The sequence below is a fragment of the Sorangium sp. So ce836 genome (assembly GCF_028553905.1).
GTDB classification, from domain to species: Bacteria; Myxococcota_A; Polyangia; order Polyangiales; family Polyangiaceae; genus Sorangium; species Sorangium cellulosum_D.
The window spans coordinates 13,933,269-13,953,997 of sequence record NZ_CP102233.1; the positions used below are offsets into that span (position 1 = coordinate 13,933,269).

The 20,729-nt window shown below is 70.9% G+C and carries 15 protein-coding genes and 1 pseudogene; 9 read left to right on the forward strand and 7 right to left on the reverse strand.

Annotated elements, in window-relative coordinates:
• Positions 1 to 212: 212 nt before the first annotated feature.
• Positions 213 to 1,175, reverse strand: coding sequence for an endo alpha-1,4 polygalactosaminidase (locus NQZ70_RS50900; protein WP_237244814.1), 963 nt, complete (start codon positions 1,173 to 1,175; stop codon positions 213 to 215).
• Positions 1,176 to 1,610: 435 nt separating this feature from the next.
• Here NQZ70_RS50900 and NQZ70_RS50905 point away from each other — a divergent pair, with 435 nt between their 5' ends.
• The 3 genes from NQZ70_RS50905 to NQZ70_RS50915 are packed head-to-tail and all read left to right on the forward strand — an operon-like array spanning position 1,611 to position 4,779.
• Positions 1,611 to 2,795 carry an FIST signal transduction protein gene (locus tag NQZ70_RS50905; protein ID WP_165374584.1) on the forward strand — a complete coding sequence of 395 codons (1,185 nt, stop codon included), beginning with the start codon at positions 1,611 to 1,613 and terminating at the stop codon, positions 2,793 to 2,795.
• 7 nt (positions 2,796 to 2,802) lie between these two features.
• Complete coding sequence (locus NQZ70_RS50910; protein ID WP_129580676.1) at positions 2,803 to 4,338, forward strand: sensor histidine kinase; 1,536 nt, start codon at positions 2,803 to 2,805, stop codon at positions 4,336 to 4,338.
• Positions 4,339 to 4,386: 48 nt separating this feature from the next.
• A complete protein-coding gene (locus NQZ70_RS50915) occupies positions 4,387 to 4,779 on the forward strand; it encodes a hypothetical protein (RefSeq protein WP_129580677.1) in 393 nt (130 codons plus the stop codon).
• Here the strand turns inward: NQZ70_RS50915 and NQZ70_RS50920 are convergent.
• The gene (locus NQZ70_RS50920) at positions 4,730 to 5,308 is read right to left on the reverse strand and encodes a helix-turn-helix transcriptional regulator (RefSeq protein ID WP_129580678.1); all 579 of its coding nucleotides are present in this window, start codon (positions 5,306 to 5,308) and stop codon (positions 4,730 to 4,732) included. The genes NQZ70_RS50915 and NQZ70_RS50920 overlap by 50 nt on opposite strands.
• Before the next feature lie 1,053 nt (positions 5,309 to 6,361).
• Between NQZ70_RS50920 and NQZ70_RS50925 the strand changes: the two genes are divergently transcribed.
• The 3 genes from NQZ70_RS50925 to NQZ70_RS50935 all read left to right on the forward strand — a co-directional run bounded on the left by NQZ70_RS50925 (position 6,362) and on the right by NQZ70_RS50935 (position 10,979).
• Complete coding sequence (locus NQZ70_RS50925; protein ID WP_129580679.1) at positions 6,362 to 7,480, forward strand: hypothetical protein; 1,119 nt, start codon at positions 6,362 to 6,364, stop codon at positions 7,478 to 7,480.
• 498 nt (positions 7,481 to 7,978) lie between these two features.
• Positions 7,979 to 10,051, forward strand: a complete 2,073-nt coding sequence (locus tag NQZ70_RS50930) for a leucine-rich repeat domain-containing protein (RefSeq protein ID WP_129580680.1) — start codon at positions 7,979 to 7,981, stop codon at positions 10,049 to 10,051.
• A 49-nt stretch (positions 10,052 to 10,100) separates the two neighbouring features.
• The gene (locus NQZ70_RS50935) at positions 10,101 to 10,979 is read left to right on the forward strand and encodes a hypothetical protein (RefSeq protein ID WP_129580681.1); all 879 of its coding nucleotides are present in this window, start codon (positions 10,101 to 10,103) and stop codon (positions 10,977 to 10,979) included.
• Between the two features lie 35 nt (positions 10,980 to 11,014).
• Here the strand turns inward: NQZ70_RS50935 and NQZ70_RS50940 are convergent, their stop codons facing one another.
• Entirely contained in the window at positions 11,015 to 11,755 is a 741-nt protein-coding gene (locus tag NQZ70_RS50940; protein ID WP_129580682.1) for a 3-oxoacyl-ACP reductase family protein, read from the reverse strand.
• A gap of 225 nt (positions 11,756 to 11,980) precedes the next feature.
• Here NQZ70_RS50940 and NQZ70_RS53670 point away from each other — a divergent pair.
• Positions 11,981 to 12,067, forward strand: a pseudogene (locus NQZ70_RS53670) (TetR/AcrR family transcriptional regulator); the annotation flags it as partial.
• A gap of 54 nt (positions 12,068 to 12,121) precedes the next feature.
• Positions 12,122 to 12,505 (forward strand): TetR family transcriptional regulator C-terminal domain-containing protein, encoded by a 384-nt coding sequence (locus tag NQZ70_RS50945; protein WP_408022452.1) that lies wholly within the window; start codon positions 12,122 to 12,124, stop codon positions 12,503 to 12,505.
• A 56-nt stretch (positions 12,506 to 12,561) separates the two neighbouring features.
• On the opposite strand, the gene NQZ70_RS50950 is transcribed toward NQZ70_RS50945, so the two are convergent.
• The gene (locus tag NQZ70_RS50950) at positions 12,562 to 13,173 is read right to left on the reverse strand and encodes an NADPH-dependent FMN reductase (RefSeq protein WP_129580683.1); all 612 of its coding nucleotides are present in this window, start codon (positions 13,171 to 13,173) and stop codon (positions 12,562 to 12,564) included.
• Positions 13,174 to 13,598: 425 nt separating this feature from the next.
• Between NQZ70_RS50950 and NQZ70_RS50955 the strand changes: the two genes are divergently transcribed.
• Entirely contained in the window at positions 13,599 to 15,668 is a 2,070-nt protein-coding gene (locus NQZ70_RS50955; RefSeq protein WP_165374586.1) for a PAS domain S-box protein, read from the forward strand.
• Positions 15,669 to 15,714: 46 nt separating this feature from the next.
• On the opposite strand, the gene NQZ70_RS50960 is transcribed toward NQZ70_RS50955, so the two are convergent.
• The 3 genes from NQZ70_RS50960 to NQZ70_RS50970 form a co-directional block, all read right to left on the reverse strand.
• Positions 15,715 to 19,434 (reverse strand): thioester reductase domain-containing protein, encoded by a 3,720-nt coding sequence (locus NQZ70_RS50960; protein WP_165374587.1) that lies wholly within the window; start codon positions 19,432 to 19,434, stop codon positions 15,715 to 15,717.
• A 94-nt stretch (positions 19,435 to 19,528) separates the two neighbouring features.
• A complete protein-coding gene (locus tag NQZ70_RS50965) occupies positions 19,529 to 20,239 on the reverse strand; it encodes an HAD family hydrolase (RefSeq protein WP_129580686.1) in 711 nt (236 codons plus the stop codon).
• Positions 20,240 to 20,361: 122 nt separating this feature from the next.
• Positions 20,362 to 20,718, reverse strand: a complete 357-nt coding sequence (locus NQZ70_RS50970) for a cytochrome c (RefSeq protein WP_129580687.1) — start codon at positions 20,716 to 20,718, stop codon at positions 20,362 to 20,364.
• Between the last annotated feature and the right edge of the window lie 11 nt (positions 20,719 to 20,729).

A 20,729-nucleotide genomic window follows, 5' to 3' on the forward strand; every position in this document is an offset into this window, starting at 1 on the left:
TTCGCGCAATGGCGAGGTCGGCCGGGGAGAAACAATGTCGATTCGGGGGAATGCGCTCCGTTCTCAAGCGGATCCCGAAGCGTTGAGCAGAGGAGCCGTAGCTGGAGCGTCTGCGCCAGAAGCACCCGGGCGAGATCCGGTGGGGCGAGGACTGGACGAAAAGCGGTCGCCAGAGCGTCGGCGCGGGGCAGATCGCGCGCGCGACCCGGAGATCACCGGCAGGGCCACCGGCCCCCGTCGAGGTCGAGCGGCATCTCCATGCTGTTGAAGTTCCACGCGTTCGTCTGCTCGCAGAAGAGCGACCTGTCCGTCATGTGCCCCGAGAACGGATCGTCGTACTCCACGTGGAACACCGCCTTGCCGTTCGCCACGAAGGTATCGACGAGGACCTCGCACTCTTCGAACTCGAAGCACTGCTCGTTCAGCGTCCAGTCGAAGTACGGCCACAGGTCCTCCGCCTGGTCGATGTCGCCCTTGAGCCCGACGGACATGCCCATCCCGTGCGCGAGATCCGCGATGAACCGGTTGTAGGCGATCTGGTCCTCGTAGGTGAGCGGAAACCCCGATTCGTTGGCGTACCCGTCGACCTCGTCGGGCTCGATGGCGTCGAAGCCCTTGTCTTTGCAGGTCTGGAACCGGGCCTGCATGATCGGCCCGAGGACGTCGATCTGCCGGATGTCGAGCCAGAACGAGCCCTCCCAGTGGTAGTCCGGTTCGCCTTTGACCGACTCCGGGAAGTCGCCGGCGTCCGACCGATAATCCTCGAACGCGCCGACGTCGACATAGCAGATCACCTTGGCGCCCCTCGCGTGGAGCGCGGCGACCGTCTCTGCCGGCGTGAACTCCCAGTCGATGTCGTAGACCACGGGAGGCGGCAGATCGAGCGGCGCGCCGGTGGGATCGACCAGGCCCATGTCCTTCGGGTCGTCGAGGTCCAGGGGGTGGTCGATCAGCCAGTGCCACGGCGTGTCGAGCGCCGGGATCCAGAGTTCGGAGCCCCCTCCGGCGGCCGTCGAGGAGGTGGCCGCCGGGGCTGACGAGCTCGAGCCATCGCGCGCGTCTCCGCCCGCGCCGCCTGCTCCGCCCGGATCTGCGCCGGCGTCGCCGCACGCGACGTGCATTGCCGAAAGGATGGGAATCAACCACGGGACCACCGCAGGCCACGATCGATGCATGATGGCGCTCCTCTCGTCGCTCCGGAGCTCGATCGCTCCGGGGTGTGCGCCTCGACGCCCAACCGGTGTCGTGATGGCGCGCTTCTGGAGCTTCACCCAGGTCGCGCAGCCAGGGAACCACGGAAAGCGCAGCGATCCGGGGCGGCCCCGGCGGCGCTGGGCTCGCGCCGCCGACCAGCGTGCCGCGCCGCCCGCGCCGCGGGTCCCGCCCGCCCCGCCAGCCCGGGCGACCACCGCCCCGCCTGGGCATCCACCTACGGGACCTGGGCCACGAGCCCCGGACGCCCGCCCGTGCATAAGATGGACGTCAGCGGTGAAGTCCAGTAACGTTTCATGCTTCCGGGGGAACGCGCTCGAGCGAATCGAGCGCCTAGAAGCCGCGCAGCGGTGGGCGCCGGCCGACAGCGAAGCCCGACGTGCAGGAGGGACCCGACCATGAAGCTGAGCGTGCAGAGCATCATGACGCAGGGGCGACGGTCGTACGAGACCGGCCTCGAGACCGGGCAGCGCCTCGCGCGCGAGCTCGCGGATCCCCCGAAGGTGGTGTTCGCGTACCTCACCGTGAATCACGATCAGGCCGCGTTCCTGAAGGGCCTGCGCGAGGGCGTCGGGGCGGGCGCCTCCATCGTGGGCTGCTCCGGACAAGGGGTCATGGGCCGCGGGGGCGTGCGCGAGGAGGGGTACGCCGCGAGCGTCCTCGGCCTCGGCGGGGACGGCGTGCGGATCGCGGCCGCGAGCGTCGAGGAGGTCCAGACCGACACCGCGGAGAAGGGCCGGCTCTGCGGCCAGCGCCTGCGCGCCGGCTCGCCGGAGCCGCCGGAGGTCGTCATCCTGAATTACGATCCGCTGTCGGGCGTCGACGCGCACGTGTTCCTCGACGCCCTGCACGCGGAGGTGCAGTGCCCTGTCGTCGGCGGCGCGTCCTCCCATTTCTTCGGGCGGGAGATGACGGAGACCTCTCAATACCATGACGACCGCGTGCTCACCCGCTCTGCGGTCGCCTGCGCCCTGTGGGGTGACTTCACGGCCACGATCGCGAGCTGTATCGGGTGCTCGCCCGTCGGCCTCGAGATGACGGTGACGCGGGCGGAGGGCAACTACCTCGTCGAGCTGGACGGGCGGCCTGCCCTCGAGGTGTGGGAGGAGATGACCGGCGGCGCCGCGCCGCCCGGCGACGTCGGCAACACCTCGGCGATCGCGATCGGGATGGCGGTCGACGGCGCGGGCGCCGCGACGGAGCAGCTGATCCGGTGCGCGCTCGTCCTCGACAGGAGCCGCAGCGGCGTCCTCCTCGGGGCGGCGATCCCGACCGGGACCCGGGTCATGCTCCACCACCGGACGGTCGACGACGTGCTCGCGAGCGCAAACCGGCTCGTGCACGAGCTCAAGGCCCGGCTCGAGGGCAAGAAGCTCCGCGCCGTCTTCGGCTTCGAGTGCGGCGCGCGGACCAAGCCGTTCCTGGGAGACGCGCTGACCAACAAGGAGAACCTCGACATGCAGGCGGCGCTCGGCCCGGAGGCGGCGTGGGCCGGCGTCGTGTGCTGGGGCGAGATCTACCCGGTGGCCGGAAAGCCGGTCTACCATAACTACACGTATCCGGTCCTCGCCCTCTCGGAGTGAGCGCGCCATGGCGACGGATCCCGCGGCGCTGGTCGAGACGCTCAAGGCGAAGGCCACGCTCCTGATCCATCGAGAACGGGAGCTCTTCGAGCTCCGCCAGGCGCGGCGCCGCACGGAGGAGTGGCTCCGGGCGTTTCACGCGCTCTCTCCGGAGCTCCAGGACACCGACATGGCGGGCCTGATCGCGAGGTGGAGCGACCTCCTCGTGGGGAGCCTGAGCTTCGAGAGCGCCGGCGCGCTCGAATACGAGGCGCCGAGCGGGCGCGTGACGATGCATACGATGGACCCGGGGCCGCCTCCCGCGCTGACCCACGTCGAGGCGGAGGCGGACGCGCTCTTCCGGGCGAAGGGGAGCGGGCGGTGCGATCCGAGCGCCCCGCCCACGCTGCGGAGGCTCGCGGATGCCATCGGGCTCGAGGAGTTCCTCTGGCTCTCGTCTAGCGTGCGCCGGGGCTCACGCCTCCTCCTGTTCGCGGGCAGCTCGCCGCGGACCGCCAAGTTTCACAGGTTCTCCGAGGAAGATCAGAACCACTTCATGCTCCTCGGCAACCACCTCGCCGCGCTCGTGAACAACAGCATCCTCGCGGCCCAGGTCGAGCGCGAGCGGACCGAGATCGTCGCGGCCAACCGCGAGCTGGACGCCAGCCTGCGCGAGCTCAGCAGGACGCAGCGCGAGCTCATCGCGTCGACAAAGCTGGTCGCCGAGACGTCGCGGCGGGCAGGGATGGCCGATATCGCGGCGGGCGTGCTGCACAACGTCGGCAACGTCCTCACGAGCATCAACGTCGGCGCGGAGCTCGTCGCCGAGCGCCTGCGGGCGTCGCGCGTCGGGAACGTGGGCAAGCTCGTCCGGTTGCTCGAGGCGGAGGGCGAGGGCCTCCCCGCCTCGCTGTCCACGCCCGACCGCGCCTGGAAGATCCTCAATTTCCTGAGGGAGCTCTCGGCGCACCTCGCGACCGAGCGCGACGAGATCCTCGCGGAGGTCACGCGGCTGCAGGAGTACCTCTCTCACCTCAAGGCGATCGTGAACAAGCAGCAGCGCTATGCGACCGCGATCGGCGTGACGGAGCTCTGCGAGCTCCCGGGGCTCGTGGACGACGCGATCGCGCTCGTCTCCGCGTCGCTCGCGCTGACGGGCATCGAGATCGCGCGGGATTACCAGCCCGTCGCGGAGGCGACGCTGGATCGCCACAAGGCGCTGCAGATCCTCGTCAACCTCGTCCGCAACGCCGCGGAGTCGATCGCGGGGTGCGGCCGTGAGGGCGGGCGCATCGTCGCCTCGATCCGCGGCGACGGCGGCGCGCGGTTCCAGCTCATGGTCGAGGACAACGGCGCCGGGATCGACGAGCGGCTCGCCTCGAAGCTGTTCACGCAGGGCTTCACGACAAAGCCGAGCGGGCACGGCTTCGGTCTCCACACGAGCGCGCTGGCCGCGAAGGAGATGGGCGGCACGCTCACGTGCCGGAGCGCTCCTGGGCGGGGCGCGACGTTCATCCTCGATCTTCCGCTGCGCCCTCAGACGTCGAAGGAAGGCTCACGCTGATCGCCGCGCTCTGCTGCATCGTGAGATGGAGCCAGGTGGTGAAACGAGATGGAGTCGATCTCACCGAAGCCGGTCCTGAACGAGGTGGAGACCGCCGCTCCGCCGCGACGGATCTTGGTCGTCGACGACAACCTCAAGATCCATGAAGATTTCGCCAAGATCCTCGGCGGCCGGCGGGAGGCCAGCGCGCTCGACGCGGCCGAGGAGGCGCTCTTCGGGGCGCCCGAGCCGCGCGAGAAGCCGACGAGCTTCCACCTCGACTGCGCCCATCGCGCTGGCGCGGACGGGCTCGCGGCTGATCCGCGGCAGGGGCCGGGCCGCGAGGTGACCGGCTGCGCCCAGTGCCGCGGGTCAGACGTCCCGCCAGAACCACCGGTCGATGACGAGCGTGCTACGCGGCCGCGCTCCCGCGGCGGCCTGCGCCGTTTCCCCCTTCGGTGAGCTTCGCTTCGTGCTTCGCGATCCACTTGCGGAGCCGTTGCGAGAGGGGTGACCGTCCGTTCTCGTAGTTGGCGACCGAGCTGCGCGCGAGGCCGAGCTTTCCGCCGAGCTCGGCCTGCGAGAGCCCGAGCTTTTCGCGAAGCTCCTTCAGCGAGGTCGAGCCCGTCGCCGCTTGCTCGCGCGCCGGTGCGCTCGGCGCCGGTGCGCTCGGCGGGCGAGGCGGCGCGGCCTCGATCGCACGCACGTCCGGCCGTGCGCGCTCGGCCTTCACCGGCGGCAGCTCGGCACGGGCGCCCTCCGACGCGGCGCGTCGTGCCACGGTCGCTCGGACGCTCGTCGCGCTGCCCGCGAGCTCCCCGCCGCAAAACGGGCAGTGGTCAAACGCGAGGACCTTGCCCGAGTCCGTGCGGAATTCGACGCCCTGGATCGAAGCCGGGAGCCCTTTCGCGCGGCGCTCCTCGCTCGACCACCCGTAAACGACCGTGAGCCCGGGCCCCTCGAGATTGACCGGCAGATCGGCCTGACTCATCCGAAGGCAAACCGTCCTGCCGTCGCGTGTGCATTGTCGTCCGATGATGGGCATTGTCATCTCCTCGCTTCGAAAGGGGGGGCGAGCGCGGGCCTACCCGTTCGAACTTTGCGCAGTACTGTTCACCTGTCAAGGTGGATATTCACCGAGCGCGTCAGGCGCAGCCTGGGCGAGGGATTTCGGCGCGGCGGCCGGGTCTCGGCGAGGATCACCTCGGGCTGGACCGTGACCGGCCCGGGGGGTGTGTCGGTGCAGGCGGGGACTTGGCCCCCGTCCGCCGCTTGCTCACCCGACCCTCGCGCGTTCGGGCGGGCCGGCGGACGTCGAGTCGCTCGCGGGCTCAGTGGCTACCAGGGCGGCATCGGGCCCGACTGTCGGGGCCGGCAGCCCGCCATGGCAGAGTCTCTCGTCGAGAGCGATGGAAAGGATTACGGTATGGCATACGAAGTCTCCAAAGATGCCATCGCCGAGCAGGCCAAAGGGGGTCGCCTCCGCCGAGCAATCCCGCCAGGGATCTGCCTCGCGAGCGAAGAAAAATTTGAACGCAAAGACGCAAGGGCGCAAAAATAACACATATTAATTTTCTTTTGCGCCTTTGCGCCTTTGCGCCTTTGCGCCTTTGCGCCTTTGCGTTGAACTCTCTCTCCGGATCCCTGGCTGGACTGCTGGTGGGTGGAATCAGGCCAGCAGGCGCGAGGGCAGAGCGCGCGGTGCGCCGCGGCGCGTCGGGCCGCCGGTTGGCACAGCAGGAAAACGACGCCGTCCCGCGCGGTTCGAGCGAAGGACGACCGAGGGCGCCGGCATCCACAGGACAGCCGAGCAGCGACGCAGGGCCCAGCTGGACCTCTAGGGTCGAGCTCGCCAGCGGCCATTCTTCTCATCGAGGCGCTCCGCGCCTCGCGCAGGGGGAATGACGCCGCGGGCGGCTTCATTGGGGGCGCCGAATCGACTCGGGATCGTAGCGAAACGCGGGCTCGTCCGCGGACGGCCGCGGCATGCGAGCCGCCGTCGGCGCGCACCGTTCCGCGCAGCACGCGCGGCGAAAGGAGCACCATGGTCGTTGTTGGTATGCGGAGCGCAAAAGCCTTGCTCGCGGTGGCGCTGGCCACGAGCGCCATCGTGGGGTGCTCGAGCCCCCCTGCGTCTGCCGTGGGACAGGACCCGGAGGGGGTCGAGGCGTCGGACATGCCGCTCGCCGGCGATGAGCCGGTGTCCGAATCGGACGTGAAGCTCCTCGTCGAAGGCGTCGCGGCAGCGTATGCCCCTGAAGCGCAGGCCCACGGGGCGCAGCTCACCGTGCGCGTCACCGGCTCGTTGACGCGCATCGATATCGCCGCGGACCGCACCTGGAACATCATCATAGGGTCCGACCTCTTCCGTCCCGGCCTCACGCGCGACCTCGCGACATTCATCGGTTGCCACGAGGTCGGCCACGCGCTCGGCGGCTTCCCGTTCAAGGACGGTCCGCCGCAGCGCACCCAGGTCGAGGGGCTCGAGGAAGGCCGGTTCGGCACGGTGAGCGCCTCCGAGGGCCAGTCCGACTACTTCGCGTCGAAGGACTGCCTGCCCCGGATGTGGGGCGATGACATCGACGCGAACGGCGCGTACCGGACGCGGGTGTCGCCGGCGACAAGGGCCCGCTGCGACGGCGTCTGGGCGGGCGACGCGGAGCGCGATCTCTGCTACCGCATCGCGGCGGTCGCCAACGACTTCGGGGTCTGGCTCGGCGGGACGCAGGCGTCGACCGACACGCCCTCGACGACGGTCGTGACGGGCACCAACGTCAACAACATGGGGAGCCAGTGCCGCGTGGACACCATCTTCGCCGGCGCCCTGTGCCAGGTGCGAAACCCCGGCACCGACATCCCCGGTCTCGTCCCGCCGTACGCGCGCCTGGTCGAGATCGATCCCACGGTCGAGGCGGACGCCGCGTACGCCGCCTGCGCGGAAGGACCAGGCGCACGTCCGCTCTGCTGGTTCCGGCCGAACTCCACGCCGTACGACTGCTCGTTCATGCCCGAGGTCGGCGACTGCGCCGTCACCGAGGAAGGCGTGTCCGCCACGCGGTTCTGTTCGCCGCGGAGGGGGATCGAGATCTTTCCGTGCGCTGAAGGCACGACCTGCGAGCTGGACGAGGAGGGCTTCCCGGTCTGCGAGCTGGAGACGAACTGAGGCAGCACGCCCATCGACGCCGCTCCCTGAACCAGATACCCGCCCTCGTCGTGCTGGTCTCGGGGCGGCGTGCAGCCACCAGAGCTGGACGGGCGCGTCGCTCTCCGTGCCTCCTGTAAAGTTTCCGCGTTGCAATCGCGCACGTCCAGTATGGGTTTGGCCGGTCTTGACGCGGAATCGGAGTGAGCCCAGCGTCGCGGTATGCGGATGCCGTGGTGGATGGGGGTGCTTGCCTCGGTTGCGCTCGCGCCGGCTTGCGGGGGCCGGGTCGAGCGTCACCTCGAAGAACCGCCGGCGGGCGGAGGCGAGGTCGGATCGACGACAGGAGCTGGCGGCGCCGGGGGCGTCGGCGGCGCCGGGGGCGCCGAGGGCCCAGCGAACGCCGTGGGGGCCTCCAGCTCAGGCGGCCAAACCTCGTCGACAGGCATGCCGAGCGAGCCGGACGCCGGCGCGGGGGGCGCCGAGCAGGGGTGCGCTCCGAGCGTGTACAGCGGCTCTTTGAGCGTCACTCACCAGGACGGCCTCGAGGACCTGCGCGGCGTAACCGTGCTCGATGGCACGCTCTCGATCGGCGGCGACGTCTCCGACCTGTCCCCGCTCGCGTGTCTGAAGAACATCAAGGGGAAGCTCCAGATCATGGACACCACGCGGTTGTCCAGCCTGGATGGTCTCGGCGCCCTTTCCTCCGTTTGGTTGCAGCTGGAGGTGATGCGGAACTCCTCGCTGCTCAGCCTCAGCGGGCTTCAGAGCCTGCGAGAGGCCGTGGCCGTCCAGATCAGCGAGAACCCGCTCCTCGAGAGCGTCGCCGGCGTCGGGGTGAAAGCGGCCGAGTGGCGCGTGGTCGACAACGATGCCCTCGAGTCCTTGTCAGGCCTCGACAACGTCGAGGAAGGGGTATTCTGGATCGAGGGCAATGACCGGCTCGCGACGCTGGACGGGCTGCGCAGCCTGCGCCGGGGGTGGCTCAACCTGGTCGACAACGACGGGCTGACCAGCCTCGAGGGCCTCGGCGCCGTCGACGGCCTCGAGGAGCTCTTCATCTCCAAGAACGATGGGCTCGTCAGCTTGAAAGGCCTCGAGCGGCTCACGGCCATCAAGAAGCTCACGTTGCGGGAAAACCGGCAGCTGAGCTCGCTGCGCGGCCTCGACGGCCTCGTCTCCGCAGGCGTCATCGGCATCTCGTCGAACGAGCGGCTCGTGGACCTGACCGGGCTCGCAGCGCTCGAAACCACCGACGCTCTCGTCGTCAGCGGCAATGCGGCGATGAACAGCCTGGACGGCGCGCCCTCGCTCCGCGGTGTCCTGCGAGCCACCGTCGACTCGAATCCCGAGCTGGTGAGCGCCAACGCCTTCGCGCACCTTCGCTCGGACCTGGACCGCGCGTCGTCGCTTTCCTTCTCGAACAACCCCAAGCTCACCACCATCGATCTCGGCGACGTGACACGGCTGGCCGAGGTGTCCGTCACCCGCTGCGGCTCCCTGTCGGACCTGTCCGCGTTCGCCGGCATCACGGAGATGTCGACCCTCATCCTGGGAGAGAACTCCGGGCTCGTGAGCCTCACGGGGCTCGAGCAGGTCTCGGCGCTCGACCGGCTGGAGATCATCGATAATGCTCGGCTCACGAGCCTCGCGGGCCTGGATGGCCTCGTCTCCACACGCTCCATCGCCATCTACTCGAACGAGCGGCTCGTGGACCTGACCGGGCTCGGAGCGCTCGAGACCACCGACGCCCTCGTCGTGATCGGCAATTCAGCGATGAGCAGCCTGGACGGCGTGCCCTCCCTCCGCGATGTCGCCCAGCGAGCCGCCGTCGAAGCGAACCCCGAGCTGGTGAGCGCCAACGTTTTCGCGCACCTTCGCTCGAACCTGGACCACGCGCCGTCGATTTCCTTCTCGGACAACCCCAAGCTCACCACCATCGATTTCGGCGACGGAACACGGGTGGGGCAGCTGTCCGTCACCGGCTGCGGCTCCCTGTCGGACCTGTCCGGGTTCGCCGGCATCACGGAGCTGTCAGCCCTCGTCGTGGGCCAGAACTCCGGGCTCGTGAGCCTCACGGGGCTCGAGCAGATCTCGGAGCTCGATCGGCTCGAGCTCTTCGACAATCCTCGGCTCACGAGCCTCGTGGGCCTGAGCGGCCTCCGCAGCGTGACAGGCGGGCTCCATATCTCCAGCAACGCCGCGCTCACCAGCCTCGACGGGGTCGGCTCGTTCGGCGCGGACGGCGGCGTGATCCAGGCGGTGAGGCTCGCAGGCAACCAGGCGCTCGTCGACATCGACGCTCTGCGCGGCGTGGTCCGCGTGAACCAGCTCACCATCCGAGACAATGACGCCTTGGTCGGGCTGACCGGACTCGAGGACCTGACCAACCTCGATCACCTCAATATCGAGGGGAACCGGTCGCTCGCGACGCTTCGCGACCTGGGAGCTCGATCGATCAGCGCTACGATGGAGATCCGGGACAACGAGAGCCTGCCGGGCTGCGAGGTCGAGGCGCTCGTGGAGCGACTCGACTGGGTGCCTGCACTGATGTTCCAGGAGAACAACGGCACCGGCACCTGCTCGCCCTGAGTCGGAGAAGCTCCTGACGCCCCAGCCCACCCGTGATAGCCGTGCCGGCATGACCGTCCGTTGCGCCGAGCGCTTCGCCGTCCGGGGCCGCCAGGGGCGCGCGCCCTTTCCTCCGGGAGCGTGGGTGTTTCCGGCAGACCTCGAGGCCGTCCAGGAGCTCCACGCCGCGCTGAAGGCGACGTTCCGCGAGCGGCACGCGGTCACGCCGGCCGAGATCGAAGGCCAGGTGCCCCGCGCGTTTGCCTTCGACGACCTGCTCGGGTTCCTCGCGCGGCGGCGGCCGGCGTTCGACCGCGCGCTCGCCGGCATGCGCTCGCCCATCGAGGCGTCGCGGATTGCGACGCTCGCCGCGGTCCTCGGGCTCTCGCGCGACGAGGTGACGGCGGCGCTGCGCGCCCGCGCGACAGGCGCCGACCTCGTCGACGGGTCGACCGTCGTTTACAACGCGCTCTCGCTCGCAGCGCAGCGCGTGGAGGGGTTGCGCGAGCTCGCCGCCGCCGACGCCATCATCGATTTCGAGCTCGAGCTGGCGCGCCTCGTCGCGCAGCCCTCGTGGACGCCACAGGTCGATTGGAGCGAGCTCGTGCCCGACGCCGTCGAGGCGGCCTCCTATGTCGATCCTGCGTCCGGTGCCGTCGAGGTCGACGCCGACATCGCGCACGTGGTGCTGCTCGCGGCCCAGTGCTGCGTCGACCCGACAGCCCGTGCGGTGAGCGTCGACCACGGCGGGCTCGTGTGGACGTCGCTCACCGAGCTCGACGGCGATGCGCTGGCCTCGGAGCGCGCGCCTGGCTCGATCCTGGTGCGACCATCGGTCGTTGCCGAGCAGGTCGAGCGCCTCGCGTTCGCGGCCCTCCCCGCGGCGCTGCGGGCGATCGCTCCCGGGGGCGCCCTGCTCGCCGTCACGCTGGTGGAGGACGAGGCGTAGCGTCACAGCCCGCCTGGGCGGCCAAACCGGCGCGATCAGGCGGTGATGCCGCCGTCGATCTTCAGGTTGGCGCCGGTGACGAAGGCGCCCTCGGGGCCGGCCAGGTACGCCACCATGCTGGCGACCTCGTCGCCTTGCCCGTAGCGCTGCACGGGGATCTGGCCTTTCATCCCGGCGGCGAGCGGGCCGTCGGCCGGGTTCATGTCGGTGTCCACGGGGCCAGGCTGGACGTTGTTGACCGTGATGCCGCGTGGACCGAGATCCCGGGCCCAGCCGCGTGTGAGGCCGGCGACCGCCGCCTTTGTCGCGCAATAAACCGACATCCCGGCCATGAGCGCCACGTCGCCGCAGATGCTGCCGATGTTGATGATGCGCCCGCCCTCGCCCATGTGGCGGACAGCCTCCTGCGCGGCGGCGAAGAGGCCCCTGACGTTCACCGCCATGAGGCGATCGAACTCCTCCAGCGAGACCTGATCGATGGGCGCCATGGCGGAGACGCCGGCGTTGTTCACCAGCACGTCGAGCCGGCCGAGGGCCTTCACCGTCTGGGCGACCGCGCTCCTCACCGCCTCGACGTCGCCGCTGTCCGCCCGCAGGGCGATCGCCCTGCCGCCCGCCGCCTCGATGGCGCCCACCACCTCGGCCGCCTTCGCGGGCGACGCGACATAGGTGATGGCCACGGCGGCGCCCTCGTGCGCCAGGCGCCTGGCGATCGCCGCCCCGATACCCCGCGAACCCCCGGTGACCAGCGCAACCTTGCCCTTCAACGTACCCATCGCAGCTTCCCCCCTTTTTTGGAACGATCGTTCCTTCAATGGAAGCTAAGTACGTTCCTTCAATGGAAGCTTGTGTAGGTTGTTGCAGTCCGTCAAGCGATTTTTGGAACGATCGTTATGAAAATAGCGACGGGGGTACTCCGGCGGGGGCGAGGGCGGCCGCGCTGCTTCGATCAGGAGGCGGCGCTGGAGCGGGCCATGGTCCTGTTCTAGGAGCGGGGCTACGAGGGGACGTCGCTCGACGAGCTGAGCGCGGCGATGGGCATCAGCCCGTCGAGCCTCTACGCGACGTTCGGGGGCAAGGAGCAGCTGTTCCGGGCGGCGGTCGACCGGTATCTCGCCGGGCGGGGCGGGTACATCGACCGCATCGTCGCCGAGGAGCCGACGGCCCGGGGCGCGGTGCAGCGGCTGCTCGAGACGGCGGCCGACGAGCTCACCCGGCCCGACCATCCGCCCGGGTGCATGATCGCGCTGGCCGGGACCCAGTGCTCCCCCGGCGTCCGGCCCGTACAGGGCCTGCTGCGGGGGTACCGAGGGGCCTGGCACAGCGGGTTCGAGGCGCGGATCCAGCGCGCCGTCGAGGCCGGCGAGCTCGCTCCCGACACGGACGCCGCCGCGCTGGCCACGTTCTATGCGACCGTCTTGCTGGGGATGTCGGTCCAGGCGCGGGATGGCGCATCGCGGGAGAGCCTCCGCGCGGCTGTCGAGGTCGCGATGCGGGCATGGCCTGGCGCGCCGCGCGGTCCGTAGGCTGCCCTCGACCACGGCGGTCTACGCGAGAGGAGCTTCGGCACCCGGGCCGGCGGCTACATCCCGTACGGGTATCGGGCCAGGTCGACGGCGCCGCTGGCGCGGACCTGCTGAAGGGCCTTGCCGTACTGGAGGAGGAGGCCCAGCGCGTACTGGAGCCGCTCGCGGATGCGCCCGTCGTCGGGCGATTGCGGCGCGCCCTGATCGTTGAGGAGCTCGCGCACGTGGCGCACGATCACGTGATCCGGGATGTAGCAGAGGTACGTGTTCTTGTAGCTGCTCATGCGCAGCTCGGCGATCGGGTAGGCGCCTCCCGGGCCCGCGGAGACCCCGACGATGAGCGCGGGCTTGTGCGCGAGCTCGCCCTTGGTGCAGAAGAGGAAGAAGTTCTTCAGCCCCGCGGGGACCATGCCGTGCCACTCCGGCGCCACGATCACGAAGGCGTCCGACGCGGTGAGCTCGGCGGAGATGGGCGACCAGACGCGCTCCCATTTCTCCGAGGGCTGCCAGGCCTCCTGGTCCCAGAGCGGCAGCGGGTTGTCGGCGAGATCGAGCTGGTAGACGGAGGAGACGTCCGGCGCCGACGACAGCTGTTGCTGCACGTAGCGGGCGACCTTCCCCGATTCGGAGCCATTGCGGTGACTACCTGAGATGACAGCGAGCTTCATAGGGTTTGCGTGCGGCGGTCGAGGCGCCGCGGGGCGCTCCTTGCTATCGGTGAATTGCGGCGCGCGATGCTACCGCGCGCTCGCGCGGCGCGTCGAGGGCTTCGACGGCGCGCGGGCCCGGCGCCGCGCCGCGTCCGCGAGCGCCGCGACGACCTCGCGGCGCGGGCGATCCTCCCGCTCGGCGGCGCGGGCGCCGGCCGCATTGGCCCGGACGGCGCTCATGGCGGTGAGAAGACGCGAAGATCATTGAATTTTCTCCCTCGCCATCCCGCTCCCGGCGCGGCGCCGATCCGCGCTGTCGACACGCGCTGTGGCGGGGGGCGCGGGCGCTGGCGAGAGGCGACTCCGGTCCACGGGGCGCCGCGTCCATGGCGCTTCTGCGACGCGTCGGGTCCGCTCGTTTCGTCACTGTCAGGAGCGCGCCGTTGGTCTACGATGGCCGCGACGCGCGCCGGGCCGCCGGGCCGCCGGCCCGCTGGCCGGCGGTCCGGCGGGGCGTCGCCGGGGGAGGGCGGGTGACGGGGACTCGAGAGGAGCGGAAAGACGCGGAGAGCGCATCGTTATCCGGGGCAGAGAGCTCCGGCGACGGCGGCCTTCGACGCGAACTCGACCGGGCACCCGCGGCGCTGCTGAGCGAGCGCGATCTCCACCTCGCGCTCGAGCTGGCCGGCGTGGCCGTGGCCACCGGCGAGCCGTCGACGACGCGGATCCTCGCCGTCAGCCGGGAGTTCTGCGCGCTGACGGGCTACTCCGAGGCGGAGCTCCTGGAGCGCACCTTCGTCGACCTCACGCACCCCGACGATCGCGCGCGGGATCTCGCCGTGTACCAGCGGGCCGTCCACGGCGCGGAGCGCGAGTGGCGCAGCGAGAAGCGGTTCGTCCGGAAGGACGGCGGCGTCCGCTGGGTGATGGTGCGCGGCGCGGTGTTCCGGGACGAGCGCGGCAAGGCGGTGCGGGCCGTCGGCGTGATCGAGGACATCACCGCGCGCAAGGAGGCGGACGAGGCGCTGCGCCGCAGCGAGGAGCGCTTCCGCGCGGCCCAGGAGCTCTCGCTCGACGCGTTCATCGTGCTGCGCCCGGCGCGCGACGAGGCGGGCCGGATCGCCGACTTCCTCTTCGATTTCGCGAACCCGGCCGCCGGCCGGCTCCTCCGCGTGCCCGTCTCGGCGCTCGTCGGCCGGCGGCTCCTCGACCTGATGCCCGACCAGCGGACGGAGCTCTTCCCGCTCTACGTGCGCGTGGTCGAGACCGGCGAGCCGCACGACAAGGAGATCGCATACACGGCGCGCGGGCACCGCGTGTGGGTCCGCAACATGGCGGTGAAGGTCGGCGACGGCGTGGCGGTCTCCTTCAACGACATCACCGCGCGCAAGCAGGCCGAGCAGGCGCTCCTCGACGGCGACCGCCGCAAGGACGAGTTCCTCGCGATGCTGGCGCACGAGCTCCGGAACCCGCTCTCGGCCATCCAGTTCGCGCTCCGCATCTCGCAGATGCCCACGGTGCCCGAGCCGCGGCGGGCCTGGGCGCAGGCGGTCATGCAGCGGCAGCTGGGCCAGCTCGGCCGCATGGTCGACGATCTGCTCGACGTCTCGCGGATCACCCGCGGCAAGATCACGCTGAAGCAGGAGCCGCTCGATCTCGGCCACGTCGTCTACCAGGCGGTGGCGGCGGCCGCGCCGCTGATCGACGCCTCGAAGCACGAGCTCGCGCTCGACGTGGGGCCGCGGCCGCTGCCGGTGTTCGGCGACACCGCGCGCCTGGAGCAGGTGGTCGTCAACCTGCTCACGAACGCCGCGAAGTACACCCGCGAGGGCGGGCGGATCTGGCTCTCGGCGCGCCAGGAGGGGTCGGAGATCGTCGTCCGGGTGAAGGACACGGGGTACGGCATCCCGGAGGAGATGCTGCCGCGCATCTTCGATCTGTTCGAGCAGGCGCACCCGACGCTCGGCCGCGCGCGCGGCGGCCTCGGCATCGGGCTCACGCTGGTGAAGCGGCTGGTCGAGATGCACAGCGGCTCGGTGTCGGCGGCGAGCGAGGGCGAGGGCCGGGGCAGCGAATTCACGGTGCGCCTGCCCGCCGTGGAGCCGCCGGCCGAGGCCGAGGGCGCGGCCGGGCCGGTCTCGGGCACGCTCGCGCGCCGGATCCTCGTCGTGGACGACAACCGCGATCACGCGCACGCCCTCGTCCTCCTCCTGGAGCAGGCGGGCCACGTGACCGCGCTGGCCCACGACGGGCCCTCGGCGCTGGAGGCGGCGCGCTCGTTCGCGCCCGAGGTGGTGCTGCTCGACATCGGCCTGCCGGCGATGGACGGCTACGAGGTCGCCCGGAGGATGCGGGGCGAGGCGGGCGCGGGCGCCCTGCGGATCCTCGCGTTCACGGGGTACGGCCAGCAGGACGACGTGCGCCGATCCAGGGAGGCGGGGTGCGACGCCCACCTGGTCAAGCCGATCGCCCCCGAGGTGCTGTTCGCGCACATCGCGGGCGGCGAGCGGTAGCGAGCTCGGGCGGGGCCGGGCGCGCCCGGGGCGATGTCGTCCCGCGTCAGGACGCCGCGCGCACGGCGGTGGGCTCGACGAGCCCCAGCGCGACCATGTCGCCCAGGTACTTGTGAATGAGCTGCTCGCTGACGTGCGGCAGGATCGCGAGATCTCCCGCCCCGCCGCGCGCCGCGAGTTGCCGCAGCCGGGCGAGGAGGCGCTCCGCGTCGAACACCTCCCCGTCGGCGCGCGCGGGGCGCTCCCACGCGTCGAGGATGGGCAGCGGCGAGTGGCGCCGGAGAGGCTCGCTCAGCTGCATCAGCCGGTCGCGGAACGCCGCGTACCACGCGGCGTAGTCGTCGACGCGCTCCACCGGGTAACCCGCCGATCGGACCCACGAGACGATGACGTCGAGCGAGATGCCATCGTCCCAATAGGGGTTCACGACGTGGTAGGTCGCGCGGCGCGCCGTCTCCCCCTCCTCGCCCGCGGGGGGCCGCCGATCGACGGCGACGGCGGCGATGCTCCGCGCCACGGCGTCCACGGGCAGGCCGTCGTAGTGGCCGGCGCGGTGCGGGCGGCCGCCCTCGTAAAACGATCGCGGGGCGAGGCCCGTGTACACGATGCCGCACAGGAGCCTCGTGAAGAAATCGGGGACGTTGATCTGGGAGCGATACAGGCTGTGCGCCATGATGCCGCTCGGGCGGTAGACGTTGACGGGGAGGCCGAGCGCGTCGTGGGCGTTCTGCAGCAGCACCTCGCTCGCCCACTTGCTCGTCGCATACCCGACGGCGTAACCGGCGCCGAGCGCGCGCTCCGGCCAGAGCTCCCGGATGTCCTCGTCCTCGCGGATGGGGCCGCTCCGGTCGAGGCCGCCGACCGCGGCGATGGTCGATACGTAGTTCATCGACTTGACCCGGTGCGCGAGCGCCAGGCGGATCGCCTCCACCGTGCCGAGGACGTTGGGCTCGAAGAGCTGCGGGTAGCTCAGGGCGTGGTTCACCAGGGCGCCGTTGTGCACCACGCAGTCGATCTCCGCGCAGAGGTGCGCGTAGAGGTCGTCCGCCAGGCCGAACCTCGGCTCCACGAGGTCGCCGGCGAGCGCGACAAGCCGCCCATGCGCCGACAGCGCGTCGAACCGCTCCAGGAGGGCGGGATCGGACTCGTAGGTCGCGCGGAGCCGATCGAAGGCGAGCGCGTCGTCCGGCGAGCGCACGACGCAGTACAGCCGGCCCTCCTCGGGCAGCCGCTCGAGGAGCTCCAGCGCGAGGAACCGGCCGAGGAACCCGTTGGCGCCGGTCAGGAGCGCCACCCTGGCCTGCGGCGGCAGGGCGGCGGCCGGCGTCGCGCGCCTCGCGGCCGCGAGCTCGTCCGGCCCGAGGAACCTGTCGAGCCGCAGATCCGCGGCCCGGACGACCTCGGCGCCGGCGCCGTGCACCTCGTCGAAGCGCGCGGCGCGGCGGGGGGATTCGCCCGCCAGGGCGTGCTCCAGGTGATCGGCGATCGCGCGGATGCTGCTCGTCGGGTTGAGCACGAGCCCCACGGGCACGTCCACGCCGGAGATCTCCTCGATGAGGCGGCTCAGGCGGACGGCGCTGAGCGAGTCTCCGCCGAGCTGCGCGAAGCTCCGCGCGCTCCGCGGCTCGACGCCGGCGATCCCGAGCGTGGCTTCCAGGGCCTTCTTCACCACCGTCGCGGCGGACGCCGGCGTCGCCCCGCCCCCCTCGCGGAGGCTGCGGAGCTCCTCGAGCTGGGTGCGCTCGATCGTCGCGTAGAGCTCCTCGAGGCGGGCGCCGTACCTGGCCTTGAGCCGGGCGCGCGCCGGTTTCTGCGTCTCCGTGAGCAGGCCGTTCGCCCGGGTGAACGGGGCCGGCTCGAGCAGGAAATCGCGCGGGATCTCGTAGCCGCGGAGCTGGTGCTCCCGCGCGATGCGGTCGATCTCCGCGCGGAGCAGCTGTCGGACGGGCTCGCCGTCGGGCTTCACGTCGCGCTGCCGCAGGTGGGCCGAGATCTCGCGCATCTCGGGGACGACGACGGCCAGGAGGTACGAGCGGGCGCTGTTGCCGTAGAGGAAGATCTGATGGATGAAGGGGCTGCCGGCGCTGTAGAGGACCTCGAGCCGCGAGGTGGCGACGAACTCTCCTTGCGACAGCTTGAGCACGTTCCGCGCGCGATCGATCCAGACGAGGGTGTCGGGCCCGCGCTGCTCGACGATATCGCCTGTGTTCATGAGCCCTTCTTCGTCGAAGAGCGCCCTCGTGGCCTGCTCGTTCTTGTAATAGCCGGGCACCATGAGGCTCGAACGGATGTGCAGCTCGCCGCGCGGGTACGGCTGGTCCGTGGTGGAGTAGCCGAGCTCCGGGACGTCGACCAGCTTGAACGCGGTCACGAACTCCCGATCCAGCCGGCCATCGGCCGTGAGCGCGGAGGCCTCCGTGGAGCCGTACCCCTCGAAGATGGGCACGTCGAAGCAGCGCTTCAGGAACGAGAGGACCTCTGGCGGCGTCGGCGCCGACCCGATGCTCGCGAGGAGCAGCCGGTCGCCGAGCAGCGACCCGCGCATCTCCGCCATGATCTCGCGCTCGATCCGCCGTCGCGCGGCGTCGTCGCCGGCGCCCAGCCCTCGAGCGCGCCTCAGGACCTCGGCCTGGAATTGCTGGTGAATCAGCTCCGCGATGCGAGGCACCAGGAACAGCGTGGTCGGCCTGGACAAGCGGATGTCCTCGAACAGGGTGGACATGTCGCTCTTCAGCACGAAGTGCGTGATCCCGCCGCGCATGAGGGAGCGGCCGACCTGGCTGCGCCCGATGAAGTGGTTCATCGGGCTGTAGTTGAGGCCCACGTGCGGCACGAGGTCCAGGCGCGGGTCTTGGCTCCTCGTGAACACGCGCTGCCAGTACCGGTGCCAGAGGCTCTCGGGGATCATCGCGCCCTTCGGCGATCCGGTGCTCCCGGACGTGTACATGAGGGTCATCAGCGGATCGGGCTCGCCCCGCTGCGCGGGCAGCACCTTCGGCGCGATGCCCTGCTGCCGGCCGACGCGCTCCACCTCGTGCATCGCCCGCACGGTGAGGCGGCGGCCTCTCGCCTCCAGCGGCCGCAGGGCTCGCCTTGCGCGCTCGAGCTCGCTGTGCCCGCAGCGATCCCCTTCCAGCAGGTCCATGACGACGATGCTCCGCACGGAGGGGCACCGCGGCAGGATGTCCTCGATCCGCGCGAGCTGGCCCACGCTGCAAACGACGCAGGCGAGCTCGGCCTCGGCGACGATGAGCTCCAGGTCGGCGGGGGTCAGGTCGGTTTGCAGCGGCACCGAGACGGCGGAGAGGTACATGCAGGCGAGGCCGGCCACGACCCAATCGGTGCTGCCGAAGCCCGAGATGCCCACGAAATCGCCCGTGTCGGCGAGCTTTTCGTGCTGGAGCCCGGTGGCGAACGCCTCGACGCGGGACCACACGTCCGCGTAGCTGACGGCGCGGAACTCCGGCAGATAGCGAGGCGCGCTGCCGCCGGCGGCCGCTGTCGCCGCGGTGTCGAGCGGGCGGTGGCCGATGCAGGGGCGATCCGCGTAGAGCTCGAAGGCCGTCGCCACGGACTCGATCGTCGTGCGACAGCTCCGGATCTTCTCCAGCGCCGCCGGGGAGGGGAGCGCCCGCCGGAGCTCCTCGTCCGTCTGCACGAGCCGGGAGCATCGCTCCAGCGATCTCGTGAAGAGCAGCTCGTTCGAATCGTCGTTTTGGGTGATCTCCGATTCTTGAGGATCGCGGGTATCGCTCGACGGGTCCATGCGCGCGCACGTTGAGCGGAGCGCGGCCCCGGGCAAGCCTCGGTCGGACATCGGCGGTCGCGCCGAGCCGGGCGGCGGCCGCCCGAGCGCCTGCCTAGACGTATCGCTGCTGCGGGGTCTTCTCGGCCTGGGGGGCGGTGCTCGCGCCGGCGAGGGGCGATGTATCGAGCTGCGCCAGGAGGTCGGCCGGGCCGTCGTACACGGCGATGGTGCCCGCGAGGGCGCTGTCGGTCCAGCCGCCCGAGCGGAAGCCGATCGTGCGCAGGCCGGCCCGCGCGGCCGCCTCGACGTCGTAGGGCGTGTCGCCGATCATCACGACCTCGCCGTGCGGCAGCTTCAGCTGGTCGAGCGCCGCCTGCACGATGTCCGGATCCGGCTTGGACTGCTCGGCGTCGCTCGACGACGTGGCGCTCTCGATGACGCCGTCGGCGCCGGTGAGCTTGAGGAGCTCGCGGAGCTTCTCCTCCTGGGCCGAGCTCGCGATGACGATCCTGAGGCCGCGCCGGTGGAGCTCCTCGAGCAGCTCCTTCGTGCCGGGGAAGGCGCGGAGCTCGGGCAGGAGCTGCTTCATGAAGATCTCCGAGCAGCGCCCGCTGATCCGCTTCCCCTCGGGGCTGTCGCTCGAGATCCCCGTCACCTCGGGGAGGAGCTTGTCGCCGCCCATCCCGATGAGCCGCCGGACCTCCTCGAACCGGACCTTGTGCCCGAACTCCTCCAGCGCATCGACCCAGGCGCGGGCGTGCGCGTCGTTGCTGTCGATCAACGTGCCGTCGACGTCGAAGATTACGCCGCGAATGGCTGCCATGACCCGGCTCCTCTCCTGGTTTTGTCGCTTTCCCTGCGTGTTCCCTGCGCGTGGTTCCGCTGCTTCGAGCTGGTCTGTCCGGCGGCGGCGCGCCGGGGGGGCTCGGCGCCGTGGCCGTCCGCTCAATCCCCCTTCTCGTAGGTCCGGATGGACATCATGTAGGCGATGATCGCGTCCACGTCCGCGTCGGAGATCTCCTTCTCCGAGAAGGAGGGCATCGCGCCGAGCCCGCTCCGGATCTGGAGCCGGATGGCCGCCGCGGGCGCCGGCTTGTTGTTGAGCCCCGGCCCGAGCCCTCCTGCTCCGCCCGGATGGCACTGGTTGCATTGCTTCATGAAGACCACCTCGCCGCGCCGCTCGGGCGGCTCGTCGAGCGGGGGCGGTCCGAGGATCGGCTCGCTCCTCCGGGAGGAGCCGCACCCGGCCGCGAGCCCGAGCGACGTGGCGAGGAGACCGCAAATGACAGCGCGCAGGACCATGATTGTCTCCT

Bases quoted from the DNA above. Each gene is read 5' to 3' on its own strand.
- NQZ70_RS50900 (WP_237244814.1), bottom strand. From the start codon at position 1,175: ATGCATCGATCGTGGCCTGCGGTGGTCCCGTGGTTGATTCCCATCCTT.
- NQZ70_RS50970 (WP_129580687.1), bottom strand. From the start codon at position 20,718: ATGGTCCTGCGCGCTGTCATTTGCGGTCTCCTCGCCACGTCGCTCGGG.
- NQZ70_RS50935 (WP_129580681.1), top strand. From the start codon at position 10,101: ATGACCGTCCGTTGCGCCGAGCGCTTCGCCGTCCGGGGCCGCCAGGGG.
- NQZ70_RS50920 (WP_129580678.1), bottom strand. From the start codon at position 5,308: ATGAGTCAGGCCGATCTGCCGGTCAATCTCGAGGGGCCCGGGCTCACG.
- NQZ70_RS50950 (WP_129580683.1), bottom strand. From the start codon at position 13,173: ATGAAGCTCGCTGTCATCTCAGGTAGTCACCGCAATGGCTCCGAATCG.
- NQZ70_RS50960 (WP_165374587.1), bottom strand. From the start codon at position 19,434: ATGGACCCGTCGAGCGATACCCGCGATCCTCAAGAATCGGAGATCACC.
- NQZ70_RS50910 (WP_129580676.1), top strand. From the start codon at position 2,803: ATGGCGACGGATCCCGCGGCGCTGGTCGAGACGCTCAAGGCGAAGGCC.
- NQZ70_RS50925 (WP_129580679.1), top strand. From the start codon at position 6,362: ATGGTCGTTGTTGGTATGCGGAGCGCAAAAGCCTTGCTCGCGGTGGCG.
- NQZ70_RS50940 (WP_129580682.1), bottom strand. From the start codon at position 11,755: ATGGGTACGTTGAAGGGCAAGGTTGCGCTGGTCACCGGGGGTTCGCGG.
- NQZ70_RS50905 (WP_165374584.1), top strand. From the start codon at position 1,611: ATGAAGCTGAGCGTGCAGAGCATCATGACGCAGGGGCGACGGTCGTAC.
- NQZ70_RS50915 (WP_129580677.1), top strand. From the start codon at position 4,387: ATGGAGTCGATCTCACCGAAGCCGGTCCTGAACGAGGTGGAGACCGCC.
- NQZ70_RS50965 (WP_129580686.1), bottom strand. From the start codon at position 20,239: ATGGCAGCCATTCGCGGCGTAATCTTCGACGTCGACGGCACGTTGATC.